Source organism: Thermus sp. FJN-A, assembly GCF_054655095.1.
The window spans coordinates 17,995-38,610 of record NZ_BAAHSC010000212.1; the positions used below are offsets into that span (position 1 = coordinate 17,995).

At 69.3% G+C, this 20,616-nt stretch carries 21 protein-coding genes; 20 read left to right on the forward strand and 1 reads right to left on the reverse strand.

Going from position 1 to position 20,616, the window contains the following annotated elements; translation table 11 throughout:
* Positions 1 to 72: 72 nt before the first annotated feature.
* From ACYQ0J_RS10470 to ACYQ0J_RS10565, 20 genes are all read left to right on the forward strand, one after another.
* A complete protein-coding gene (locus tag ACYQ0J_RS10470; protein WP_460172054.1) occupies positions 73 to 1,422 on the forward strand; it encodes a tetratricopeptide repeat protein in 1,350 nt (449 codons plus the stop codon).
* A 1-nt stretch (position 1,423) separates the two neighbouring features.
* Entirely contained in the window at positions 1,424 to 2,200 is a 777-nt protein-coding gene (locus ACYQ0J_RS10475) for an SPOR domain-containing protein (RefSeq protein WP_460172055.1), read from the forward strand.
* A complete protein-coding gene (locus ACYQ0J_RS10480) occupies positions 2,197 to 2,832 on the forward strand; it encodes a redox-sensing transcriptional repressor Rex (RefSeq protein WP_460172056.1) in 636 nt (211 codons plus the stop codon). Before ACYQ0J_RS10475 ends, ACYQ0J_RS10480 begins: the two co-directional genes overlap by 4 nt.
* A 152-nt stretch (positions 2,833 to 2,984) precedes the next feature.
* Entirely contained in the window at positions 2,985 to 3,344 is a 360-nt protein-coding gene (locus tag ACYQ0J_RS10485; protein ID WP_460172057.1) for a hypothetical protein, read from the forward strand.
* A gap of 334 nt (positions 3,345 to 3,678) precedes the next feature.
* Positions 3,679 to 4,626, forward strand: coding sequence for an Ig-like domain-containing protein (locus tag ACYQ0J_RS10490; RefSeq protein WP_460172058.1), 948 nt, complete (start codon positions 3,679 to 3,681; stop codon positions 4,624 to 4,626).
* 62 nt (positions 4,627 to 4,688) lie between these two features.
* Complete coding sequence (locus ACYQ0J_RS10495; RefSeq protein ID WP_460172059.1) at positions 4,689 to 5,627, forward strand: polyprenyl synthetase family protein; 939 nt, start codon at positions 4,689 to 4,691, stop codon at positions 5,625 to 5,627.
* 48 nt (positions 5,628 to 5,675) lie between these two features.
* The gene (locus tag ACYQ0J_RS10500) at positions 5,676 to 6,935 is read left to right on the forward strand and encodes a Glu/Leu/Phe/Val family dehydrogenase (RefSeq protein WP_460172060.1); all 1,260 of its coding nucleotides are present in this window, start codon (positions 5,676 to 5,678) and stop codon (positions 6,933 to 6,935) included.
* 13 nt (positions 6,936 to 6,948) lie between these two features.
* Positions 6,949 to 8,223 carry a Glu/Leu/Phe/Val family dehydrogenase gene (locus ACYQ0J_RS10505; protein WP_460172061.1) on the forward strand — a complete coding sequence of 425 codons (1,275 nt, stop codon included), beginning with the start codon at positions 6,949 to 6,951 and terminating at the stop codon, positions 8,221 to 8,223.
* A 45-nt stretch (positions 8,224 to 8,268) separates the two neighbouring features.
* On the forward strand, positions 8,269 to 8,796 hold the full coding sequence (locus ACYQ0J_RS10510) for a GNAT family N-acetyltransferase (RefSeq protein ID WP_460172062.1): 528 nt from the start codon (positions 8,269 to 8,271) through the stop codon (positions 8,794 to 8,796).
* Entirely contained in the window at positions 8,771 to 9,661 is an 891-nt protein-coding gene (locus ACYQ0J_RS10515) for a 2-hydroxyacid dehydrogenase (RefSeq protein WP_460172063.1), read from the forward strand. The genes ACYQ0J_RS10510 and ACYQ0J_RS10515 overlap by 26 nt, the downstream gene beginning before the upstream one ends.
* Positions 9,662 to 9,887: 226 nt before the next feature.
* Positions 9,888 to 10,094, forward strand: coding sequence for a hypothetical protein (locus ACYQ0J_RS10520; RefSeq protein WP_460172064.1), 207 nt, complete (start codon positions 9,888 to 9,890; stop codon positions 10,092 to 10,094).
* Positions 10,091 to 10,489 carry a putative toxin-antitoxin system toxin component, PIN family gene (locus ACYQ0J_RS10525; RefSeq protein WP_460172065.1) on the forward strand — a complete coding sequence of 133 codons (399 nt, stop codon included), beginning with the start codon at positions 10,091 to 10,093 and terminating at the stop codon, positions 10,487 to 10,489. Before ACYQ0J_RS10520 ends, ACYQ0J_RS10525 begins: the two co-directional genes overlap by 4 nt.
* Positions 10,489 to 10,707, forward strand: coding sequence for a hypothetical protein (locus ACYQ0J_RS10530; RefSeq protein WP_460172066.1), 219 nt, complete (start codon positions 10,489 to 10,491; stop codon positions 10,705 to 10,707). Before ACYQ0J_RS10525 ends, ACYQ0J_RS10530 begins: the two co-directional genes overlap by 1 nt.
* 62 nt (positions 10,708 to 10,769) lie before the next feature.
* Positions 10,770 to 11,792 carry a 1,9-bis(guanidino)-5-aza-nonane synthase gene (locus tag ACYQ0J_RS10535; RefSeq protein WP_460172067.1) on the forward strand — a complete coding sequence of 341 codons (1,023 nt, stop codon included), beginning with the start codon at positions 10,770 to 10,772 and terminating at the stop codon, positions 11,790 to 11,792.
* Positions 11,793 to 11,834: 42 nt separating this feature from the next.
* A complete protein-coding gene (locus ACYQ0J_RS10540) occupies positions 11,835 to 14,612 on the forward strand; it encodes a tetratricopeptide repeat protein (RefSeq protein ID WP_460172068.1) in 2,778 nt (925 codons plus the stop codon).
* Positions 14,613 to 14,617: 5 nt separating this feature from the next.
* Entirely contained in the window at positions 14,618 to 15,463 is an 846-nt protein-coding gene (locus ACYQ0J_RS10545; RefSeq protein ID WP_460172069.1) for a menaquinone biosynthesis family protein, read from the forward strand.
* A gap of 9 nt (positions 15,464 to 15,472) precedes the next feature.
* Positions 15,473 to 16,099, forward strand: coding sequence for a Crp/Fnr family transcriptional regulator (locus ACYQ0J_RS10550; RefSeq protein WP_460172070.1), 627 nt, complete (start codon positions 15,473 to 15,475; stop codon positions 16,097 to 16,099).
* A gap of 10 nt (positions 16,100 to 16,109) precedes the next feature.
* Positions 16,110 to 17,564, forward strand: coding sequence for a bacillithiol biosynthesis cysteine-adding enzyme BshC (bshC, locus tag ACYQ0J_RS10555; RefSeq protein ID WP_460172071.1), 1,455 nt, complete (start codon positions 16,110 to 16,112; stop codon positions 17,562 to 17,564).
* Positions 17,565 to 17,587: 23 nt separating this feature from the next.
* Positions 17,588 to 18,682 (forward strand): SpoIID/LytB domain-containing protein, encoded by a 1,095-nt coding sequence (locus ACYQ0J_RS10560; protein WP_460172072.1) that lies wholly within the window; start codon positions 17,588 to 17,590, stop codon positions 18,680 to 18,682.
* Between the two features lie 30 nt (positions 18,683 to 18,712).
* Entirely contained in the window at positions 18,713 to 19,156 is a 444-nt protein-coding gene (locus ACYQ0J_RS10565; RefSeq protein ID WP_460172073.1) for a methylated-DNA--[protein]-cysteine S-methyltransferase, read from the forward strand.
* Here ACYQ0J_RS10565 and ACYQ0J_RS10570 read toward each other — a convergent pair.
* Positions 19,153 to 20,580, reverse strand: coding sequence for a glycoside hydrolase family 13 protein (locus ACYQ0J_RS10570; protein WP_460172074.1), 1,428 nt, complete (start codon positions 20,578 to 20,580; stop codon positions 19,153 to 19,155). The two genes, ACYQ0J_RS10565 and ACYQ0J_RS10570, sit on opposite strands and share 4 nt — an antisense overlap.
* Positions 20,581 to 20,616: the final 36 nt, after the last annotated feature.

A 20,616-nucleotide genomic window follows, 5' to 3' on the forward strand; every position in this document is an offset into this window, starting at 1 on the left:
GCCTCCAGGATAACAAAGCCTTTCCCCTGGAGCTGTGCTATGCTTAGGGCAACGACGGGTTTGGAGGCCCCTATGATGAACCGCTTTCCCAAAGCCCTTTCCCTCCTCCTGGGGTTAGGCTTGGCCTTGGCCCAGCCCGCCCTGGAGCGGGCCGAGGCCCTGCTGAAGGCCGGGGAGTATGCGCAGGCGGCCCTGGCTTACGAGGAGGCCCTGGCCCAGGACTACGGCCGGTTTGAGGCCCACCTGGGCCTGGGGGTGGCCCTTTTCCGCCTGGGCCGCCTCGAGGAGGCCCGCTTCGCCTTTGACCAGATGACCCGGGTCTTCCCCGACCGCTACGAGGGCCACTTCAACCTAGGGCAGGTCTACCTCCGCCTGGGCCAGGCCAAGGAGGCGGCGGAGGCCTTCGCCAGGGCCGTGGAGCTCCGGCCCACCGAGGAGGCCTACCTGGGCTGGGCCAGCGCCTTAACCCAGGCGGGTCAGGCCAAGGAGGCGGCGGCGGCCCTGAAGCGGGGGTGGAGGCCCGAACGCAGCCCCGCCTACCACCTGGCCCAGGCCCAAGCCCTCTACGCTTCCGGGGCCCGGGCGGAGGCGGTGCCCATCCTCTACACCCTCCTCAACCGGGCCCCGCAGGTGGCCGAGGGCTGGGACCTCCTGGCCCGGATCCTGGCGGAAGAGGGGCTAAAGGAGCGGGCCTTGCGGGAGCTGGACCGGGGCCTTAAGAGCGTGGAGGGAAAGGCCAGGGCCCGGCTTCTCCTGCGCAAGGCCCTCCTTTCCTCCCGCCCGGAGCCCCTTCTCCAGGAGGCCTACGCCCAAGACCCCACCCTCTGGGAGGCCGCCTTCCTCCTGGGGCAGGCCCGGATGGCGGCGGGGGACGCCAAGGGAGCCCTCCCTTACCTGCTCGCCGCCTACCGCACAAGCCCCGAGCCCCAGGTGGCCCTGGGCCTGGCCGGGGCCTACCTCCAGCTCAAGGACTTCCCGAACGCCTACCGCTACGCCGACGAGGCGGGGCCGCCCGGGGGCTTCCTCAAAGCCCAGGCCGCCTACGCCCTGGGCCGGAAGGCGGAGGCCCTGGGGCTCTTGGAGGGCCTCGCCTCCTCCCAGGCCCAGGCCCTGCGGGGGGCGATCCTTCTGGAGCTCGGCCGGTACGAGGAGGCCCAGGGCGTCCTCCGCCCCCTCTACGAGGCGGAGCGCGATCCCCAGGTGGGGGTGAACCTGGCCGCGGCCCTGGTTTCCCTGAGGCGCTTCGGGGACGCGGAGCTGGTCTTGCGGGAGGTGTTGGGGCGCGCGCCCAAACAGGCCGCCGCCTGGTACAACCTGGCCCTGGCCCTTAAGGGTTTGGGCCGGGAGGCGGAGGCGGAGCGGGCCCTGGGCCAAGCCGCGGCCTTGGGCTCTCAGGAAGCCCGGGCCCTCCTTCGGAGGTAGGATGCGCTGGCTCAAGGAAAACTGGCTGGACTTCCTCATCTTCCTCCTCATCGCCCTGGTGGCCGCGGGCATCGTCCTCTACCTGACGGGCATTAACCCCTTCGCCCGCAGGCCGCAGGCCCTTTCCCTGCCCGAGGCTCCGCCCCCGGCGGCGGCCACCCCTGCCCCCCCTCGGCCCGCGCCCGAGCCGGCAAAAATCCCCGAGCCCGTGGTCACGGTCATGCCCTTGCCCCAGGCCCCGGAGGAGTCCAAGCCCGCCCCGCAGGTGGAAGCCCCCTCGGAGAAGCCCCCCGCGCCCAGGCCCCAAGCATCCATGCCCCAACCCCCCGCCTCCCCCGCCGGGGCCTTCCGGGTGGTGGTGGGCGCCTTCGCCAACCCCGAGAACGCCCTAAGGCTCCGGCAGGAACTGGAAGGTAAGGGCTACCCCGCCCGCCTGGAACCCGCGGGCAGCCTGACCCGGGTGGTGGTGGGCCCCTACGCCTCCGAGGCTCAGGCCCGCAGGGTGGCCCAAGCCCTTGCCCCCTACGGGGCCCGGGTCTACCAAGGCCAGGGGGCGCCGCCCCCGGCGGAGGGGGCCGTTTACCTGCAGGTGGGCGCCTTCCAGAAGGAGGAAAACGCTCTGGCCCTGGCGGGAAAGCTCCGGGAGATGGGGTTGCCCGTGGTCCTGGTGAAGGACGGGGTCTTCCGGGTCCGGGTGGGCCCGGTGGCGGAAGGGGAGAAGGAGGCGGTGAGGGCCAAGGTGGAAGCTTTGGGCCTTCAGGCCCTGGAGGTGCGATGAAGGTTCCCAGTGCCGCCATCAGTCGTTTGGTCACCTACCTGCGCATCCTGGAAGAGCTGGAGGCCAGAGGAGTTCACCGCACCAGCTCCGAGCAGCTGGCGGAGGAAGCCCAGGTAACCGCCTTCCAGGTGCGTAAGGACCTCTCCTACTTTGGCTCTTACGGCACCCGGGGGGTGGGGTACACCGTCCCCGTCCTGAAGCGGGAGCTCCGCCACATCCTGGGGCTCAACCGCAAGTGGGGGCTTTGCATCGTGGGCATGGGCCGTCTGGGAAGCGCCCTGGCCGACTACCCCGGGTTTGGGGAGAGCTTTGAACTCCGGGGTTTTTTTGACGTGGACCCGGAGAAGGTGGGCCGCCCGGTGCGGGGCGGGGTCATTGAGCCCGTGGACCTCCTGCCCCAACGGGTGCCGGGGCGCATAGAGATCGCCCTTCTCACCGTGCCCCGGGAGGCGGCCCAGGAGGCGGCGGACCTTTTGGTGGCCGCGGGGATCAAGGGCATCCTCAACTTCGCCCCCACGGTGCTGGAGGCGCCCAAGGAGGTGGCGGTGGAAAACGTGGACTTCCTGGCTGGACTGGCCCGGCTCTCCTTCGCTATACTGAATCCCAAGTGGAGAGAGGAGATGATGGGGTGATTATGATGAAAAGTTTGCGTTTGCTCGCAGGCTTAGCGTTAGCCCTGGCACTTTCTGCCTGCTCGGACGTCTTTTTACGGCAACCTTACCAGGTCCTTTTGGATCCTCCCCAACTGGGCTACGAGGCAGACGAACAGGGTAGAGTCGTGGTGGTGGGCAACAACGCCTATGTGCAGGTGGCCCCAGGGGCGCCGGGTGGCTACTTGGAGCGCTACGTGTACGTGGTGGTGGATAACTCAGGAAATGAGATCTTCACGGGAGCTTCCTTGGGGAGCGGCTTTGTCGCCGTGGAGATTCCTCCGGGGCGCGAGGAGAGGGAGGGACAGATCCTCTATGTGAGCAAGCAGTCCCAGCCCTTCCGCTTTAGCCTAGACGGTACGGTGGCGAGGGAACATTTGAACCAAGGGGCTCCCCTTAACTGGCGAGCCCGGGTGACCTGGTACGCCAAAACCCTTAACGGAAACGAGGTTTCCTGGGAGCAGGAATACCAGATCAAGTATCCGCTGAAATGAAGGTGCTGGGGGTGAGGTAATGAAGCGCAGTTTTTCTCGGCCCGTTCTCCTGCTAGGGGTGTTGGCCCTCCTTGCGGCCTGCACCGGGCAGTCACCTAGTGGCCCGAGTGGCGGAATGGTCACCGTGGGTATTGCCAAGCCCCAAGCTGGTGCGGTTACCAACGACCTTCGTGTGGAGGTGAGGGTTTCTGCGTCGGGGATAACGGTTTCTGAGGTGACCCTTTCCTATGACGGTCCGCGGAGCGGCTCTATTCCCTTAAGACCCTCCGGGGGGGTTTGGGTTGGGCAGCTTCCCGAAACGCTCCCTTCGGGTACCTATACGCTGAGGGCGAGGGTGAGGGAAGGCTCCAAGGAAACGGACCCGGTGCCCTTCGTTTTGGACCGGGAGCCCCCCCAGGTAACCCTTTTGTCCCCCACAGCTCTTGTAACCCTGGGGGAGAATGCGCTTCCCCTAAAGGTCAGAGCCCAGGACAACGTGGGTGTCAGAGAGGTACAGCTCTATGCGGGAACGGAGCTCCTGAACCTCCAACCTGTGAAAGAAGGGGACGACTACACCTTTACTCTGAATCCCGCCGATCTTCCCACCGGAATCTTTCTCCTTCGAGTAGTGGTCACCGACTTGGCGGGTAACCAAAAGGAGGTTTCCCTATCGGTCAACAAAGATCGGACGCCGCCCACGGTGGTGTGGCTGGATCCGAAGGAGGGGGCCCAGGTTTCTGGGACGGTGCCCTTGGAGGTGGAGGCCACGGACAACGTGGGCGTGGCCAAGGTGGAGTTCTTTGCGGGGTCCACGAAGGTTGGGGAGGCTACTGCGGCGCCCTTCACCTTCAACTGGAACACCCTGGGCTACCCGGATGGTTCGGTGACGCTTAAGGCCCGTGCGGTGGACGGGGCGGGGAACGCTGCGGAGGCCACCCTCACGGTGACGGTGGCGAACCAAGTTGCTTCTGCCTTTGTGATCACCACGCCTGCTGAGGGGGATGAGGTGGGGCCTAGAGCTGATCGGTCCATTGTGACGATCACCGTGGGGATTAACGGTACGCTTCCGCCAGGGGTCAGCGTGACGCGGGTGGAGATTTACATCAACGGCCAGTACCAAGGGGACGCGACTTCGAATACGGCGGGGGATGGGTCTCAGATCTACATCTACACCTGGGACACCACCCAATCCTCCCCGGGTCACGACCCCACTTTGTCGGGGGACCGGGTAATCACGGCTAGGGTTTACTACAGCGGTGGGGACACCTGGACGAATGGTGTTCGGGTCTCCTACCTGCCTTAGCGGCGGGTAGCGTGCGCTCTGGCCCCGGGGAAGCCCCGGGGCCTTTGCTTATACTGGGGGGCGTGACGGCGCTTCAGGCCCCCCTTGCCCGCTTTGAGGAGGCCCTCTCCCAGCTGGTCCAGTCCGACGTCCTCTTCATCCGCCTGATCCACCAGGACCTGGTGACGGCAGGGGGCAAGCGCATCCGCCCCCGGCTCGTCTTCCTGGCCTCGAGGGCCCTGGGGGGGGCACCCTTTGAGCTGGAGCTCGCCTTGGCGGTGGAGCTCCTCCACTCCGCCACCCTCCTCCACGACGACCTCATCGACGATGCCGAGACCAGGCGGGGCAAGGAGGCGGCCTTCCGCAAGTACGGGAACGCCGTCTCCGTGCTTTCCGGGGACTTTCTCCTCTCCCGGCTCCTCCACGTGATCGCCAAGACGGGGCGCATGGAGCTGGTGGAGCGCTTCGCCCAGGTGGCCAAGACCCTCTCGGAGGGGGAGGTGCTGCAGTTTCAGGTGGCGGCCCTGGAGGACTACTCCCTGGAGAACTACGAGCGCATCATCACCGCCAAGACCGCAGTCCTCATGGAGCTCGCCGCGGAGGGGCCCGCCCTCTTGAAGGGCGAACCCGAGGAGGTGCGCCAGGCCCTTTCCCGGTTTGGCCTCCTCTACGGCCAAGCCTTCCAGATGCGGGACGACTACCTGGACCTCATGGGAAGCCCGGAGGCCTTGGGCAAGCCCGTGGGGGGGGACGTGCGGGAGGGCAAGGCCACCCTCATCACCCTTCTCCTCATGGAGCGCTTTCCCGAGGTGCGGGAGATCCTCCGCCGCAAGGGGCGGGAGCCCGGGGACCTGGAGCACCTCCGCGCCCTGGCCCAGGAGAGCGGGGTGGCGGCCGAGGTGGAGGGGCGCATCCGGGAGCGGGCCCTGCGGGCGGCGGAGGCCCTAAAGCCCCTTCCCGCCTCGCCCTACAAGGAGGCCCTGGAGGCCTTGGCCCTGAAGGAGGCCGGGCGGCTTTCCTGAGGGCCCTTCGTCCCCACCGGGCGGGGTATAATCCCCCTCGGTGATGCTATGGCCATTCCCGCCTACCGGCCCCCGGAGGACCCCGGCCTCTGGGAGGCTTTCCTGGAGCGGTTGGAGAAGACCCTGAAGGTGGCCCAGGTCCACCCCACCACGGTGGAGTACCTGGCCCACCCCAAGCGCCTGGTGACGGTCTCCTTGCCCGTGGTGATGGACGACGGCAAGGTGCGGGTCTTCCAGGGCTACCGGGTGGTGCACGACATCGCCCGGGGGCCCGCCAAGGGGGGGGTTCGCCTCCACCCCAGGGTCACCCTGGGGCAGACGGCGGGCCTGGCGGCCTGGATGACCCTGAAGGCCGCGGTCTACGACCTCCCCTTCGGCGGGGCGGCGGGGGGGATCGCCGCCGATCCCAAGGGGCTCTCCCCCCGGGAGCTGGAGCGCCTGGTGCGGCGCTACACCGCGGAGCTGGTGAACCTCATCGGCCCGGACATAGACATCCTGGGCCCCGACCTGGGCACCGACCAGCAGGTGATGGCCTGGATCATGGACACCTATTCCATGACCGTGGGCTCCACCGTGCCCGGGGTGGTCACGGGCAAGCCCCATGCCCTGGGGGGGACGGAGGGCCGGGACGACGCCGCAGGCCTTGGGGTGGCCCTGGTCCTGAAGGAGCTGGCCCGGCGGCGGGGCCTGCCCCTGGAGGGGGCTAAGGTGGCGGTGCAGGGCTTCGGGCAGGTGGGGGGGAGCTTCGCCCTCCATGCGGCGAGGATGGGCCTGAAGGTGGTGGCGGTGTCCACGGGCCGGGGGGCCATCTTCCAGGAGGAGGGGCTTCCCGTGCCGGAGATCCTGGCCCGGTACGAGGCCACCGGGGAGCTCCCCCGCTACGACCTTCCCTCGGAGGAGCTTTTTACCCTCCCCGTGGACTACCTGGTCCTGGCGGCCCTCGAGGGCGCCTTGGACGGGGAGGGCGCCAAGGGGGTGCGGGCTAGGGCGGTCCTGGAGGCCGCCAACTTCGGCCTCACCCTCGAGGCGGAGGCCTACCTCCTGGGCCGGGGGGTTTTGGTGGTCCCCGACCTCCTCACGGGCGGGGGCGGGCTTCTCGCGAGCTATCTGGAGTGGGTCCAAGACCTTAACATGTTCTTCTGGAGCGAGGAGGAGGTACGGCAAAGCTTCACCAAAAGCGTGGCCAAGGCGGTGGCCGAGGTGTGGGAAAGGGCAGAAGCCCTTTCCACCGACCTCCGCACCGGGGCCTTGGCCCTGGCCCTGGAGCGGGTCAACGAGGCCACCCGGCTTCGCGGCGTCTACCCTTGATCAAGGAGTGCCTATGAAGAGCGAACCCCTTTCCTACCTGGGCAAGGACGGCGGCCCCTGGGAGATCTTCACCGAGCAGGTGGACCGGGTGGTCCCCTACCTGGGGCGGTACGCCCCCCTGGCGGAGAGCCTCAAGCGGCCCAAGCGCATCCTCATCGTGGACGTGCCCATCCACCTGGACGACGGCACCGTGGCCCACTTTGAGGGCTACCGGGTCCACCACAACACCGCCCGCGGCCCCGCCAAGGGCGGCGTGCGCTACCACCCCGAGGTGACCCTCTCCGAGGTCATGGCCCTGGCGGCCTGGATGACCATCAAGAACGCCGCCGTGGGCCTGCCCTACGGCGGGGGCAAGGGGGGCATCCGGGTGGACCCCAAAAAGCTCTCCGTGCGGGAGCTGGAGCGGCTCACCCGCCGCTACACCTCGGAGATCGGCATCCTCCTGGGTCCGGACCGGGACATCCCCGCCCCCGACGTGAACACCGGGGAGCGGGAGATGGCCTGGATGATGGACACCTTCTCCATGAACGTGGGCCGCACCGCGCCCGGGGTGGTCACGGGCAAACCCATCGCCTTGGGGGGGTCTTTGGGCCGGAGGGACGCCACGGGACGGGGGGTTTTCGTCACCGCGGCGGCGGCCGCGGAGAAGATCGGCCTCCCCATAGAGGGCAGCCGGGTGACCCTGCAGGGTTTCGGCAACGTGGGAAGCGCCGCCGCCCGGGCCTTCCACGACCACGGGGCCCGCATCATCGCGGTGCAGGACCACACCGGCACCATCTACCACGAGGCGGGCATTGACCCCTACGACCTGGGGCGGCACGTGGCGGAGTTCGGCGGGGTGCGGGGCTACCCCAAGGCGGAGCCCCTGCCGAACCCCGACTTCTGGGCGGTGCCCACGGACTTCCTCATCCCCGCGGCCTTGGAGAAGCAGATCACCGAGCAGAACGCCTGGCGCATCCGGGCCCGGATCATCGCCGAGGGGGCCAACGGCCCCACCACCCCCGCCGCCGACGACATCCTCCTGGAGAAGGGGGTCTTGGTGGTGCCCGACGTGGTGGCCAACGCCGGGGGCGTGACCGTGAGCTACTTTGAGTGGGTCCAGGACTTCAACTCCTACTTCTGGACGGAGGAGGAGATCAACGCCCGCCTGGAGCGGGTGCTCCGCAACGCCTTTGAGGCGGTGTGGCAGGTGAGCCAGGAGAAGAAGATCCCCTTGCGCACCGCCGCCTATGTGGTGGCGGCCACCCGGGTCCTCGAGGCCCGGGCCCTCCGGGGCCTCTACCCCTGATCTTCCGCCCCGCCTGGCCTCCCTGTTTCCCGGTAGGCTATCCTTGTGGACTGGCCCCGCTTCGGCCGCGTGACCCTAAAGCCTTTCACCGCGGGGCTTTCCGAGGCGGAGTGGAAAGGCCTCTACGAGACCTTCCGCGACCCCGAGGTGGCGGAGTGGAACGGCACGAGCCCCCTGCGCTCGCCCTTTTGGCTCTTCAAGCGCTTTGTCCTGGCGGAGATGCGCCGCCAGGACCGCCTGGCCTTCGCCATCCTGGACGAGAAGGGGGAGTATTTGGGCACGGTGGAGCTTTACGACCTCACCCCCGAGGAGGCCACCTTGGGCATCCTCATCGGGCGGAAGGACCGGTGGGGAATGGGCTACGGCACGGAGGCGGTGCGGGCCGCCTTGGGCTACGCCTTCCGGGAGCTCGGGCTGAAACGGGTGAAGCTCCGCACCTTCGCCCACAACCTTAGGGCGCGGCGGGCCTTTCAAAAGGCGGGTTTCCGCGAGGTGGGCCTGGGCCCTGGCCCACAGGGAAAGGAGGACGTGTACATGGAGGTGTCCCGTGAGGATTTTGGCCCCCAGGCTTAGGGACGAGGTTTGGGCCCTCCTCCCGGAGGGGGTGGAGGTGCGCTTCCTGGACGAGGCCTGGCCCAAAGCGGTGGACTTCTTCCTCCCCCCCTTTGGACAGGAGGACCTGGTGCGGCGCGTCTTCCAGGCGGTGGAGGTCCGGGTGGTCCAGACCCTCTCCGCGGGGGTGGACTGGATCCTGCCCCTCATCCCTGAGGGGGTGGTCCTTTGCGATGGCTCCGGCATCCACGATGCCCCCGTGGCCGAGTGGGTGGTGATGGCCCTGCTTGCCCTCTGGAAGGACCTTCCCGGCTTCCTGGAAGCCCAAAAGGAGGGGCGCTGGGCCCCGAAGAGGCTTTCCGACCTGGAGGGCAAGGTGGTCCTCCTCCTGGGCTACGGGTCCATCGGAAGGGCGGTGGAGGCCCGGCTTAAGGCCTTCGGGGTGGAGGTGCTCCCCGTGGCCAAGCACGCCCGCCCCGGGGTCTACACCCCCCAGGACCTGCCCCACCTCCTGCCCCGGGCGGACGCGGTGGTGGTCCTCCTCCCCCTCACCCCCGAGACCCGGGGCCTGGTGGACCGGGGCTTCCTCGCCCGCATGAAGGAGGGGGCCTTGCTCCTGAACGCGGGCCGGGGGCCGGTGGTGGACCTCGAGGCCCTGCGGGAGGCCTTGGGGATGGGGCGGGTCCGGGCCTTTTTGGACGTCACCGACCCCGAGCCCCTGCCGGAAGACCACCCCCTTTGGCGGGCCCCTGGGGTCCTCATCACCCCCCATGTGGCTGGCCTTTCCGAGGGCTTCCACCGCCGGGCGGCCCGCTTCTTGGGGGAACAGGTGGGGCGCTACCTCCGGGGAGAGCCCCTCTTGAACGTGGTACGGGAGGGGTATTAAGGCCACCCCCTGCTGGCCCAAGCCAGCATGGGGGCCCCAGCAAAAGGGTCTGGTGGGAATTTTTGGTGGCCCCGGGGCGGACGGAACAGGAAAAAGCATAGAAGTACCCCGCCAAGAGGGCCCCCCAAAGGGCATGTCCAGGGAGGTGGGGGGAAGAACACGTGCGGCGAAAGGGAGGCGCGGGCACTTGGCCACCCTCGCGGAAAAGATGCTACCCTGGAGGAGGATGCGGCGCGTTGGACTACCCGAGGACGTGGCCGAGGCTTTGGAGCGCTTTCGCCATGCCCGGGGCCGGGGCTGGCGCAAGGCGCTCTTCCACCTCTTGGTGCAGGAGGAGCGGAAAGCCCTGGTCCAGTTGGTAGAGGAGCTTAGGGCCACGGCCGCTTCCCAGGGGCTTACCGAAGAAGAGGTGGCCCGCCGCCTGGACCGGTGAGGGTGGTTCTGGACACCAACGTCTTGGTGGCAGCCCTCCTGACCCAAGGGACAGCCGCCCAGGTCGTGGACCTTTGGTTGACCGGTCGGTACACCCTCCTCACTGCCGAGATCCAATTGCGAGAGCTTCGGCGGGTGCTGCGGGATAAGTTTCCCGAGCTGCCCCGGGCCAAGGTGGGTAGGCTCGTCAACCTGTTGCGCCGCCAGGCGGAGGTGGTGGCCCGTCCCAGGCGTCCCGGTCTTTCTCCAGACCCCGATGACGACCTCCTCTTGGGCGTGGCTTTGGCGGGGAGGGCGGACTGCTTGGTGACCGGGGACAAGAGCCACCTCCTTTCCCTTAGGGTCAGGGGGCTACGGATTCTTCCGGTCCGGTCCTTCTTGCAGGAGGTGATCTGATGGAGGTCCTCCTCCACGGCGACCTGCGCCGTTTTGGGGAGCGTCTCCAGGTGGCGGCCAAGACCCCCAGGGAAGCCCTGGAAAAGCTTGGCATTCCCTTGGAGGAGGTCTGGCTTTTGGCGGTGGGGGAAAGGGTGGTGGGCCTGGACGAGGAGGTGGAGGGCCCCCTGGAGGTCTACCCGCCCATCGCCGGTGGTATACTGGAAGTCCTGCCCTAAAGGCAGGGGGCGCGAAAGGGGGGGAGCCGCCCGACGCCCACCCCGCGTAGAAAGGAGAAGGGATGCAGAAGAAGGAACTCCTCTCTACGCCCGTGGTCCCCATCGACATCAAGGCCTTTGACGCCGGGCCCATCCTCGAGGCCATGGGCAAGACCGCCTTCCAGGCCAGGAACCTCCACCGGGCGGCGGAGATCTACCTGAAGATGCTGGAGGACGAGGCCGCCGTCATCCTCACCCTGGCGGGGAGCCTGGTGTCCGCGGGGCAGGGCCTCATCATCCACGACCTCATCAGGAAGGGCCTGGTGGACGTCATCGTGGCCACGGGGGCCAACATCGTGGACCAGGACTTCTTTGAGGCCCTGGGCCACCGCCACTACCAGGGGGATCCCAAGGCGGACGACGAAACCTTAAGGCGCCTTTGGATTGACCGCATCTACGACACCTACATTGACGAGGAGGAACTCCGCCACACCGACTACACCATCGCCGAGATCGCCGAGGGCCTGGAGCCCCGCCCCTACTCCAGCCGGGAGTTCATCTGGCACATGGGCCGCTACCTGGCGGAGCGGGGCCTGGGGGAGAAGAGCATCGTGCGGGCCGCCTACGAGGAAGGGGTGCCCATCTTCGTCCCCGCCTTCTCCGACTCCTCCGCGGGGTTTGGCCTGGTCTACCACCAGGTGAAAAACCCGAAGGCCCACGTGACCATAGACTCCGTGGCCGACTTCCGCGAACTCACCGAGATCAAGCTGAAGGCGGGCACCACCGGGCTCGTGATGCTGGGGGGCGGGGTGCCCAAGAACTTCGCCCAGGACATCGTGGTGGCCGCCGAGGTCTTGGGCCACCAGGTGGAGATGCACAAGTACGCCATCCAGATCACCGTGGCGGACGAAAGGGACGGGGGGCTTTCCGGCTCCACCCTCTCCGAGGCCCAGAGCTGGGGCAAGGTGGACGCGGCCCTCTCCCAGATGGTCTTCGCCGAGGCCACCCTGGCCTTTCCCCTCCTCGCCTCCTACGTCTGGCACCGGGCCCCCATGCGGGCCAAGCGCCGCTACGCCGACCTCTTCCCCGCCAGGGTTCCCGCCTAGCGCCTGGACCAAGCCCCGGGTCTTTTGGTAAACTCCCGGCAAATGCCGGACGAGCTAAGGGCTTACCTGAAGGAGCGCTTTGGCGTCTCGGGGCCCCTTTCCCCTGGGCGCTTTGAGGCGGAGCTGGCCAAGAGGGTGGGGAGTCCCTCCAAGCGGGAGCCCCTCCTCAAGGCCTGGCGGGCCTACCTCTCGGGCGGCGGGAGGGAGGCGGTGCGAAGTTTTTACCGGGAGGTGCTCAAGGTGCCCAAGGGGGAGGCCCTGGTCTACGGGATGCACCTGCCCTTTTTGGAGTTCTACGCCAAGGAAGTGCCCGGCCGGGTGGAGGGGAGGGTCTTGGAGGTGGGGGCCTTCACCGGGGCCCTGGTGGGCTATTTGCAAAGGAAGCGGCCCGAGCTCGCCTGGCACGCCCTGGACGGGGTGGAGGAGGCGGTGGAGCTGGGGAAAAAGCGGGTGCCCGAGGTGGTCTGGCACCTGGCCTGGGCGGAGGAGGCCGCGCTTCCCCCCTTTGACACCCTGCTTCTCCTTTCCGTCTTTCCCGAGGGGTTCGTGGACCAGGGGCTGGAGAGCCGCTTGGGGCCGGAGGCTTTTTGGAAACGTTTTTCCTTTTTTGACCGCCTTCCCCTCTTCGCCCACCTCCTCAGGCCTGGGGGGCTCCTCGTCTACGGCCACGGCCCCTTCCTGGGCAAGAGCCCCGAGGGGGTGGAGGAGGGGCTTAGGCGGCTCGGGTTCCAGGAGGTGGAGCGGGTAGGGGAAGGGGAGTACTTCCTGGTCCTCGCCCGCAGGCCCGAGGTCCTGGCCCTGGAGGGGGCCTGGTGGGAGGAGGCGCTTCCGGAGGAAGAGGCGGCCCCCCCGGTCCCGGCCTTGGTCCAGGGGCCGGATCTGGCCGAGGTGCGGGAGCTTCTTGAGGGGGGAAGGTATGCGGAGGTGCTCTCCCGCCTGCCGGAAGGGGTGGAAGGGGAGGCGGCCTACCTGAGGGGGCGGGCCCTCTTCGCCCTCTCCCGCTACGCGGAGGCGGAGGAGTGCTTGCGGCGGGCCCTCCTGGAGGAGGCCGAGGACCTGCGCGCCCTGGTCCTGGTGGAGCTGGGCCAGTACGAGAAGGCCAAGGCCCGCCTCGAGGCCCTGGCGGGAAGGGGCGGGCGCTACCGCCTCTACCTGGGCCGGGTTTACCTGAGCCTGGGGCGCTACGCGGACGCCCTGAGGCAGTTCGTGGAGTCCGGGCTTCCCGAGGCCGAACTCCACGTGCGGGAGGCCTTGGAGCGCATCACCGAGCGCATGCGCCGCTTCGCCCGGGAGGGGGAGTGGGCGGAGGTGAGCCGCCGGGCGGAGTTCGTGGAGGACCTCTCCCCCGGCCTCCTCACCCGGGAGATGCTCCGGCTTGGCCTCCGGGCCGCCTTGCTCCAGGGGCTCTTCGCCCGGGCGGAGCGTTATGCCCGGCGGCTTGCCGACCTGGACGAGGCCGAGGGCTTCTTGGGCCTGGCCCTCACCGCCCTCAGGGTGCGCTCCCCCTCCGACCTGCGGGGCCTGGAGGACCTGAAGCCGGTGGAGCCTTACCTCACCGAGGCCCTGGCCCGGGCGGAGATCCCCGAGGCCCTCCTCCTTTTGGGGATGCTCCGGGAGCGGGAGGGGCGCCATTGGGAGGCTCTCAGGCTTCTGGAGGGGGCGGCCAGGCACGGGGAGGGGGAGGTGGCGGGCCTCGCCTTCCACCACCTGGCGGAGGTGAAGCGGGCCCTTAGGCGGCCCTTGAAGGAGGTCCTGGGCGACCACAAGCGGGCCCACGCCCTTAGGGCCTACCCCGCCCCCTACCTCTTCCGCCTGGCCCAGGAGGCCTTGGCAGGGGGCGAGGAGGTCCTGGCGCGGGAGCTCCTCTCCCGGGCCCGGGACGCGGGGCTTGCCGAGGTGGCGGCGGGGAACGAGGAGGACCTCTTGGGGCTCCTCTCCCTCCTGGAGAGGCTGGAGGGCCCCTGGGCCGCCTTCAACGTCCTTTACCAGGCCTTGAGCCGCACCGCGAGGCCACCCCTTGCCCTCCTCTCCCTGGCCTACCGCCTCTCCCGCTCCTTCCGGGAGAGCCCCGAGGCCGAGGCGGTGCGGGGGCAGTACCTGGCCGCCCTCTACGCTGGGGGGCAGGTGGAGGAGGCGGAGCGGCTTCTTCTGGAGGAGCTTAAGGCCCATCCCCAGGCCCTGGAGGTCCTCTTTGACCTGGCGGAGCACCACGAGGCCAGGGGCGACTGGCGCCAGGCGGCGGAGTACTGGCAGAAGGCCTTGGAGGTGGCCCTTTACCGGCAGAAGGACCTGGAGCTGGCCCGGGAGGTCCTCCGCAACCTCCTCTTCCTGCGCCCTCACGACGAGAGCCTCTCCCTCTACCTGGAGGAGCTCAAGGCGGTGGGGCGGGGCCTTGCCGCCCTGGGGGAGGAGCCCAAGGCCCTTCCCGAGGGGGGAGAGGAGCTTTTGGAGGAGGCCCTGCCCCGGTTCCACGGGGAGCACCTCCTGGTGGTGGGGGGGCACACCCAGCTCCGGAGCCGCCTGGTGCCCTTCCTGGAGGCCCGGGGGCTCAAGGTGGACTGGTTTGATGCGGACAGCGCCGGGGTGGGCAAGGAGGCCCTGAGGCGCATCCAGAACCGCCTGGAGAAGGCCCACGGCCTCATGATCGTCTCCAGCTACGTGGGCCATGACCTCTCCGAGCCCGTGCGCCTCGAGGCCGAGCGCCTGGGCGTGCCCGTCCACGTGATCCCCGGCCGCGCCCGGGGGGCCACGGGGTTTCTCCGGGCCCTCAAGGCCTTCGCCCCCGAGCTCTTCAAGAAGGCCCTCAAGGGGGTACAGTAAAGCCTATGGGTGCTTTGCCCGGTGAGCCCAAGAGCGAGGCGCTAAGGCTCGGGTACTCTCCTTGCCCCAACGACACCTTCATCTTCTACGCCCTCACCCACGGCCGGGTGCCAAGCCCCCTCCCCGTGGAGGCGGTCTTGGAGGACGTGGAGACTCTGAACCGCTGGGCTTTGGAGGGGAGGCTTCCCCTCACCAAGCTCTCCTACGCCGCTTACGGGCGGGTCCGGGAAGGTTACGTGGCCCTGCGAAGCGGGGGAGCCCTGGGGCGGGGGGTGGGGCCTTTGCTGGTGGCCAGGCGGTCCCTGAGGAGCCTGGAGGGGGCGCGGGTGGCCGTACCCGGGCGAAACACCACCGCCTTCCTGCTCCTCTCCCTCTACGGGCGGGGCTTCCAACCGGTGGAGGTGCGCTACGACCAGATCCTGCCCCTGGTGGCGCGGGGGGAGGTGGAGGCCGGGCTCATCATCCACGAAAGCCGCTTCACCTATCCCCAGTACGGCCTGGTGAAGGTGCTGGACCTGGGGGAGTGGTGGGAGGAGGCCACGGGCCTGCCCCTCCCCCTGGGGGCCATCCTGGCCCGGCGGGACCTGGGGGAGGCCCTCATCCGGGAACTGGACCGGGCGGTGCGGATGAGCCTGGAGTACGCCCTGGCCCACCCCGAGGAAACCTTCCCCTACCTGAAGGCCCACGCCCAGGAGCTCTCCGAGGAGGTGATCTGGGCCCACGTGCGCACCTACGTGAACGCTTTCAGCCTGGACGTGGGGGAGGAGGGGGAGGAGGCGGTGCGGAGGCTCTTCGCCCTGGCCGAGGCCGAGGGGCTTCTTCCCCCCTTCCAAGGGCCCCTCTTTTTGTAAACTCGGGGCATGTTCCAGGAGTTGCCCCTCGAGGCCCGGCGGGAGGTGGCCCGGGTCTTCCAGCCCTTGCGGGTGCGGCGGGGGGCCGTCCTCTACGCCCTCGAGGACCGGGTGGACGGGGTGTACCTGGTGCGGGAGGGCCTCCTTTGGCTGGAGGGGCCGGGGGGTGGGGAGGGGGATCCCGCCACCTTGGGCGTGGTGGGCCCGGGAGGGCTTCTGGGGGAGGAGGCCCTGGTGGGGGAGAGGCGGCGCACCTCGGGGGCCAGCGCCCTCACCTACGCCGAGCTCCTCTTCGCCCCCCAGGAGGCCCTGGGGGACCTCAGGGGGCGCTTCCCCGAGGTGGAGCGCTTCCTGCTCCGGGCCCTTTACGCCCGGCTCAAGGCCGCGGAGGAGCGGCTTTGGGAGACCCGCCACCTCTCCGTGGGCCAGCGCCTGGCCCGCCTAATCCTGAGGCTTTCCCCCCAGGGGGAGGTGGCCCTTTCCCACCTGGACCTGGCCCGGATGGTGGGGGCCACCCGGGAGACGGTGACCAAGCTCTTGGGGGAGTGGGCCCTTATGGGGGTGGTGGACCTGGGGTACCGCCGGCTGGAGGTGCGGGACCGGGAGGCCCTTGTGCGGCTGACGGAGGCCCTTTAGGCTTGAGGGCATGGAAGCCACGGTCCTGGCCCGCCTCCTGGGCCTGCCCCAGGGGGAGGAGGCCCTGAGGGAGCGCCTGGGCCGGAAGGGCCACCCCGGCCTCCTGCCCGCCTGGGCCGCCTACCTGAAGCGCCTGGGGGCCCCCGAGGGGGCCTTGGCCGCCCTGTCCCGCCTTTCCCGGGGGGCGGTGGTGACGGGCCAGCAGGCGGGGCTCTTGGGAGGGCCCGCCCTCACCTTCTACAAGGCCAAGACCGCCTTGGACCTGGCCTCGGGCGCGGAGGCCGCCGCGGTCTTCTGGGTGGCCTCCCAGGACCACGACGTGGAGGAGGTGCGCCACCTCCACCTCCTGGTGGAGGAAGAGGTGCGCACCCTGTCCCTCCCCTTGCCCCCCCTGCCCGCGGGGCGCATCCCCTTGGCCCCTTATCGGGGCGATCTTTTGGCCTTCCTGGGCCCTTGGGCCCAGGACCCGCGGGTGGCCCAGGCCCTGGAGGCCAAGACCCTCTCCGAGTTCTTCGCCCGGATCCTCCTGGCCTTCCTGGGGGCGTGGGGCCTCCTGCCCTTTGACCCCATGGCGGAGGAGCTTGCTCCCTTGTTCCTGGAGGCCCTGGAGCGGGAGCTGGAAGACCCCTTGGCCAGCGCCCAGGCCATCAACCAGGAGGCGGAGCGCATCCAGGCCCTGGGGGGGAAGCCCCCCCTCAGGCGCAAGCCCGGGGCCACCAACCTCTTCCTGGAGACCGACGCCAGGCGGCTTCTCTTCTACGAGAAGGGGGCTTTCACCGACGGGGTGCGCCGGTACAGCAAGAAGGAGCTGGAAGAGCTCCTCCGCATAGACCCTTCCCGCCTCACCCCCGCCGCGGGCCTCAGGCCCGTCTTCCAGGACCTGGTCTTGCCCACGGCGGGCTTCGTGGTGGGGCCCAACGAGTTCCGTTACGTGGCCGAGCTCTCCCGGGTCTACGCCCTCTACCGCCTTCCCATGCCCGCCCTCTTCCTGCGCCTGCGGGCGGTGGTCCTCGAGCCCCCCGTGGCCCGCATCCTGGGGAAGTACCGCCTGGACCCCTGGGCCTTCGTGGAGCGGGGGGAGGCGGCCTTCCTGGAGGGGGTCCGGGAGGTGTTGGAGGGGTTTAGGGAGGTGGAGGAGGCGCTAAAGCACCTCCTGGGCCAGGTGGAGGCCCTGGCGGCCAAGGCCCGGTCCCTGGAGCCCACCTTGGACAAGCCCTTCCGCCGGTACCGGGCCCGGCTTCAGGGAGAGGGGGAGCGGCTTTGGCACAAACTCCTCCGGGCCCGCCTGGGCCGGGATGCGGTCCTCCTGCACCACCTGGAGCGCCTCAAGCGCCATCTCCTGCCCCTGGGCCTACCCCAGGAGCGGGTCTACCCCTTCGCCATGTACGCCCTGCGCCACCCGGAGGCCCTAGCGCGGCTTCAGCAGGCCCCGGCCCAGGGAAAGGCCACCTTGGTCCTGGGCTAGGTGCTAGGATTGGGGCGAAGGGTATGGGGCGGGGGTTGAAGCTTATCTCCCTTTTGGCCTTAAGCTTGGCCTTTGGGCCGGGCCTGGGCCAGGAAAAGGACCTTCTCCTCAGGGTCCTCCTCAAGGAGGTGCCCGCGGGAGAGGAGGTGCGCCTCCTCCTCCCCACGGGGGAGGTGCGCGCCCGGGGTGCAGGGGAGGGGGTGCTGGTGGAGGGCCGCCCGTACCCCTTCCTGGACCTGCCCGGGCCCTACTTCGGCGTGGACGGGCGGCTTTACCGGGGAGGGGTACGCCTCCTGCCCCAGGGGGGCAGGCTTTTGCTGGTGAACCTGGTCCTCCTGGAGGACTACCTCCTCGGGGTCCTGCCCGCAGAGATGCCGGAGGGTTTCCCCCCGGAGGCCCTCAAGGCCCAGGCGGTGGTGGCCCGCACCTTCGCCGTGAACCGCCTGAACCCCAAGGCCCCTTACGACCTGTGCGCCAGCGAACTCTGCCAGGTCTACCTGGGCCTTTCCGTGGAGACGGGAAGGCACCGGGAGGCCGTGGCCGCCACCCGGGGCCAGGTGCTGAGCTACGGGGGGCGGGCCATCTCCGCCCTCTACCACGCGGACTCGGGCGGCATGACCGCGGGGAGCGAGGAGGTTTTCCAAAGGCCCTTGCCCTACCTGCGCCCCCGGCCCGACCCCTACGCCCGGGGGCCCAAGAGCCAGTGGCGCCTCCGCCTCACCCTCGAGGCCGCGGCCAAGGCCCTGCGGAGCCAGGGCTACACCCCCAGGGGGGAGGAGCCGCCGGAGGTCCTGGAGCGGAGCCCCTCGGGGCGGGTGTGGCGCCTGCGGGTCCTGGGGGTGGAGGTCTTTGGCCCCGAGGCCCAGCGCCTGGTGCGCCTCATGGGCCTGCCCTCGGCCTTGGTGGAGTTTTCCGGCTGGGAGGCGGTGGGCCGGGGGGCCGGGCACGGGGTGGGGCTATCCCAATGGGGGGCGAGGGGGATGGCCGAGGCGGGGTTCGGCTACCGGGAGGTCCTCGGCCACTACTTCCCCGGCACCTTCCTCTCCGAGTTGCTCCTGGGCGGCCTCCCCGGGGCCGGGGTGGCCTGGGCTCCTTCCCCTTCGGGCCTTGGCTTCTGAAGGGGATCCGGGCCGGGTAGGGGGCTTGCCGTGCTGATCCCCACCCCCATCGGACCCCTGTGGCTGGAGGTAACCCCTAAGGGCGTGCGGCTTCTGGAGCCCGCCCTCTTTCCCCGGGGGAGGGAGGCGGAGGGAGGGCTGGCCCAGAGGGTGCGGGAGCGGGTGCTGGCCTACTTCGCCGGGGAGCGGCCCGACTTCCTGGACATTCCCCTGGACTACACCGGGCTCACCCCCGCCCGCGTGGCCCTCTACCAGAGGGTGCGCCAGATCCCCTTCGGGCGTACGGAAAGCTACGGGGCCTTGGCCCGGGAGCTGGGCCTCTCCCCTCGGGCCGTGGGGGCGGGGATGCGCACCTGCCCCTTCTTCCTCTTGGTGCCCGCCCACCGGGTGATCCACGCCGATGGGCGGCTCGGGGGCTTCGCCGGGCAGGAAGGGCTCAAGCGCTGGCTGTTGGCCTTTGAAGGAGCCCTTTAGACCTCTACCCACACGGCCAGGGAAAAGGGCGGGAGAAGGGGCCCTTGGAGGCGCCCCCCGGTGGGCGTGCAGAGGGCTCCGGAGACGAGGTCCACCGCCTGGGCTCCCCGGGGCAGGGCCCCGTGCAGGGGGAAGTCTTGCAGGAAGGGCTCGGGGCTGGCGTTCACCACCACCAGGTAGGGGCCCCGGGTGAAGGCCAGGTGCCCGTCCACCGCGTAGATGCGCCGGTAGGGGGCGGTGCGGAGGAGGGGATGCTCCCGGCGCAGGCGGCTAAACTGGCGGACCGCTTCCAGGATCTCCCGCTTCCAGCGGGCCTCGTCCCACACCATCCCGGCCCGGTTTTCCGGGTCGTGGCCTCCCTCCATGCCGATCTCCTCCCCGTAGTAGACCGTGGGGTTTCCGGGGAGGAGGAAGAGGAGGGAAAGGGCAAGCCTCGCCCGCTCCGCGCTCCCCCGCATGAGGGTCAGGAGGCGAGGGGTGTCGTGGGAGGTGAGGAGGTTCATCTGGGCCCGCACCACCTCCTCTCGGTAGCGGCCAAAGAGGTTCTCCAACCGGTGGCTGAAGGCCAGGGCCTGGAGGGGCTCTATCCAGCCCAGGCCCGAGCGGGCGGCCAGCTCCCGGTCCAGGGACTCCCCGCCCACGAAGCCCAGGATGGCCCGGCTCAAGGGGTAGTTCATGGTGGCGTCAAACATGTCCCCCTGGAGCCAGGCGTCCCCCTCTTCCCAGATCTCGCCCACGAGGTAGGCCTCGGGGTTGGCCCCCTTCACCCGGCGGCGGAAGGCCCGCCAGAACTCCGGGTCTTGGATCTCGTTGGGCACGTCCAAGCGCCAGCCGTCGGCCCCAAAGCGGATCCAGTGCTCCGCCACCTCCAAGAGGTACTCCCGCACCGCCGGGGTTTCCACCTTGAGCTTGGGGAGCTCCGGGTTGCCCCACCAGGCCTCGTAGTTGGGATGGGGGGCGTAGGCGTTCAGGGGGAAGCCCTTCACGTGGTACCAGTCCCGGTAGGGGCTTCGCGCCCCGTTTTCCAGGAGGTGCTGGAAGGCGAAGAAGCCCCGGCCCGTGTGGTTGAAGACCCCGTCCAGGATGACCCTTATCCCGTGGGCGTGGGCCACCTCGAGGAGGTGGCGAAGGGCGGCGTTGCCCCCCAGGACCGGATCTGCCTGGAAATAGTCTACAGTGTGGTAGCGGTGGTTGGCGGTGGAGAGGAAGATGGGGTTCAGGTAAAGGGCCTCCACCCCCAGGGCCTTCAGGTAGGGGACCTTCTCCGCCACGCCCCACAGGGTCCCCCCCTTGAAGCCCCGGGGGGTCGGGGGGGCATCCCAGGGTTCAAAGGGGCCGCTGGGGGCGGGCTTACCCGGGGGGCCTGCCCGGAAGAAGCGGTCGGGGAAGATCTGGTAGAAGAAGGCGCCCTCGTACCAGGCCATGGGCCCAAGTGTACCACGGGCGCAATGTGCCTAGAT